The sequence below is a fragment of the Streptomyces nanshensis genome (genome assembly GCF_001751255.1).
In the GTDB taxonomy this organism is placed as follows: domain Bacteria; phylum Actinomycetota; class Actinomycetes; order Streptomycetales; family Streptomycetaceae; genus Streptomyces; species Streptomyces nanshensis_A.
This window is the reverse complement of sequence record NZ_LJGW01000230.1, coordinates 1-3,086: the sequence shown is the minus strand read 5'-3', so window position 1 is coordinate 3,086 and position 3,086 is coordinate 1. Positions and strand designations below refer to the sequence as shown.

The following is a 3,086-nucleotide window of genomic DNA, read 5'->3' as shown; positions in this document are numbered from 1 at the left end:
TCATCACGGGGTCGCCGCCCGCGCCGCGCACGACAAGTCGTCCCAGGCGCAGCGCCCCGTCGCGCGTCAGCAGCCGGTCGGTGCCCCAGCGGCGCAGCACCCGCAGCGCGCCGGGTTGCAGCACCTCGCCCTTGGCGACGGGCCGTCGGGCGCGCTGCTTGTCGACCACCAGGACGCGCAGGCCGATCGCGTCCAGCGCGCGGGCGGCGGCGAGGCCGCCTGCTCCGGCGCCGCACACCACCACGTCGTAGTCGCCGCTCATGCCCTACCGGCCTCCTCGCCGCCGTCGCCGTCGTTCGTGGTCTGCGTGCCGCCTGCCCGCACGGGGTCCGCGCTTGTGAGGGCCGAGCGGAGCCGGGCCAGGGCGCGGACGGCGAGGCCCGATGCGATGCCGTCGTCGGCGTAGCGCGAGCAGAACCGTACGTACTCGTTGACCGGCGCGCCCCGCCAACTGCCGTCCGCACACTGCGAGTCGGCCAGCCACCGTGCCGCACCGGCGACGGCCGCACCCCGCGGGTCGGCTCCCGCCGTCAGCAGGGCGTGCAGCGCCCAGGCCGTCTCCTCGACTGTGCCGGGTGGGCCGTCGGGGGACTCGCCGGGGGAGCGGCCGGAGGAGTCGTCGGCTGGGGCCGGCTCGTCCGCGGAGGCGTTCACGGTGCTGCTCGCGGGGTCCTCGCCGGGCGGCGTCGACCACGAGCCGTCCTCGCGCTGCGTCCGCAGCAGCCGCTCCCGGGCCCGCCGCGCGGCGGGGTCCGTGCCGCGGCCGGCGCGGCAGAAGGTCTCCAGTACGACGGCGGTGCCCGCCGTACGCCCCCGGTACCACAGCGCCTCGTACGAGCCGTCCGGCAGTTGCGTCCGCGTGAGCCAGCCCAACGCGCGTACGACACGGCGGTCTTGGGGACTCACGCCGTGATCGAGCAGCGTCCGCACCGCCTTCGCCGTCATGTGCGGGCACGGTCCGAAGCCGCCCGGCTTGCTGCCGCGTACGGCGAGACTCCACGAACCGGACGGGTCCTGAAGGGAGTTGAGCCACTCGACGCCCCGCCGCGCCCGTTCGTCGTCCGCGCCGCCCGGCATGTGCAGCAGCGCCGAGCTGACCTCGGCGGTCTCCAGCGCCATGGGCCAGCTCCGCGCGCTGGAGAAGCCCCAGTAGCCGGGCGGGCAGCCCAACGCGGCGAAGGGCTCGTCCTGTTGACGCTCGTGGAACATCGCGCGGGGTGCCGCCAGCCGGGGGTCCGCGGCGTGGCCTGCCTCCAGCAGCGCGGCCGTGGCGAAGCTGGACCAGGTCACGTCGAGCGGCATCAGGTCCCAGCCGCCGTCCGTACGGGCCATCGCGCGCAGCGCTCGCGCGGAGGCGCGGGAGATATCCGGGGCCAGCGCGGAGCGGGTGACGCCCAGCGAGATGAGGCTCGTCAGCCATGGGTCGGTGCTGAGCTCGCCGGTGGCGCCCTCGCGTTCGTATGCGTCGCGCACCACCCGGAGCGCTTCGCGGCGTGCCGGTGCGCGGAGGGGAGCGAGCAGCGGGCTCGGCGGACGGTGGGCCGCCTGGGCCAGCGCCATGCTCGCGAAGATCGGCAGCCGGAGGCTGAGGAGCCTGCGGGCGGGGCCGCGCAGCAGCAGCGCTTCGATCGGGAGCCGCGGCAGCGAGGCGAGGTCGCCGACGCCGGAGAGCGCGTCGAACTGCCGCACCAGCCCGGTCATCGCGGGCTCGCCCAGGGCCTCGGCGCCGCCCAGCCGGGTCACCAGGGCGCTGCCCGCACGGACGGCGGACGCGGCGCGCTCGGGGGCGGTCAGACGGAGCGCGGCGGTGGCGGCGGCCGTGGCGAGCAGTTCGGTGGGGACCCCGTCCATCGCCCAACCGCCGTCGGGACGCTGGGAGTTCAGCAACCGCCGTACGCCACGGTCGACCGTCTCGGCACGGTCGGCCGGCGTCTGCCTGTCGGCGTCCGCCGCGTCGGCGTGGTGCAGCGCGATGAGCGCCGCGGCGGTGTTGGCGGGGGAGAAGCGGTCGCCGCCCGGGTCGAAGACGCCGTCGGGGCGCAGACGGGCGAACAGCGCCTCGCAGCCGCTGTCGACCGCCGCCTCGACCTTTGCGGCCAGTGGCTCACTCAGCATGATCGGACGTCACCTCGTGGTCTCCTGCGGCCCGGCCGCCCCGCGTTCCGTCGTGGTGCCGGAGGAGACGCACTCCGCATCGGGAAATTCGTGGCGCGAACGCATCCGCCCCTGCGCGTACAGACTCGCCAGCAGCAGCGGCAGCACCACGAGCAGCGCGGGCGGCAGCGTCCATCCCGCGGCGAGCAACGCGCCCGCGAGCAGCATCCGTTGGGCCACCAGGACCTCGTGCGCGCGCAGCGCACGCTCGGGCGTCAGCGCCGTGTGGTGCCCGTCGGTCCCGCGCAGCAGCGGCAGGAACGCCGCCGCCCCGCACCCGGCCGCGCACAGCAGCAACGGCAGCGCGTTGCCGGGGTGCGCGGTGGCCAGCAGCAGGGTGGGCGCGGCCGTGACCAGGGCCGCCGCGTGCAGCAGGGCGGCCATGCGGACGGCGGTGCGCAGTCCCCGGCGCACCGGTACGGTCCGGAAGCCGCCTCTGCGGTCCCCCTCGACGTCGCGCAGCGTGCCCACGAGGTTGGAGGCGGTGTCCTGCGCCCAGAACACCCCGGCGAGGACGAGGACTTGCCACGACGGCAGCTCGGTGACGGTCATCGCGCCGAAGACCACGGTGGTGGCGGTCAGCGCGCCCCGTACGGCGTTGCCCGTCAGGCCGCGTCCCTTGAACAGCCTGCTGTAGGCCACGATGCCCAGCATGGCGAGGGCGACCAGCAGCACCGTCCGCCAGTTCGCCGACGCCGCCGCGACGGCCGCCGCCGCGGCGCATCCCGCGCCGCACACTACGGCCGCCCGAGGGCTCAACCGGCCCGAGGGCAGGGGACGTTGGGGCTTGCTGAGGGCGTCCAGCTCTCGGTCGAACCAGTCGCCGAGGTAGTGGCCGCTGACCCAGCCCAGCGTCGGGGCGCCCCAGGCGACCAGCAGCCGCCCGGCCCCGGCCGCGGCTCCTGCGCCGCCGTCGGCGAGACCGTCGGCGA

General features: G+C 76.2%; 3 protein-coding genes. All 3 read right to left on the bottom strand.

Annotated features, from left to right (window positions below; genetic code table 11):
* On the bottom strand, positions 1–262 hold a 262-nt coding region (locus tag AN218_RS38220; RefSeq protein WP_244900434.1), incomplete at its 3' end, for an FAD-dependent monooxygenase.
* Entirely contained in the window at positions 259–2,115 is a 1,857-nt protein-coding gene (locus AN218_RS13305) for a prenyltransferase/squalene oxidase repeat-containing protein (RefSeq protein ID WP_070017055.1), read from the bottom strand. The genes AN218_RS13305 and AN218_RS38220, both read right to left, overlap by 4 nt.
* A gap of 9 nt (positions 2,116–2,124) precedes the next feature.
* Positions 2,125–3,086: UbiA family prenyltransferase (locus tag AN218_RS13300; RefSeq protein ID WP_070017054.1), on the bottom strand; the 962-nt coding region annotated here is incomplete at its 5' end.

Excerpts from the sequence above, each read along its gene's own strand:
- AN218_RS13305 (WP_070017055.1), bottom strand. The coding sequence starts at position 2,115 with ATGCTGAGTGAGCCACTGGCCGCAAAGGTCGAGGCGGCGGTCGACAGC.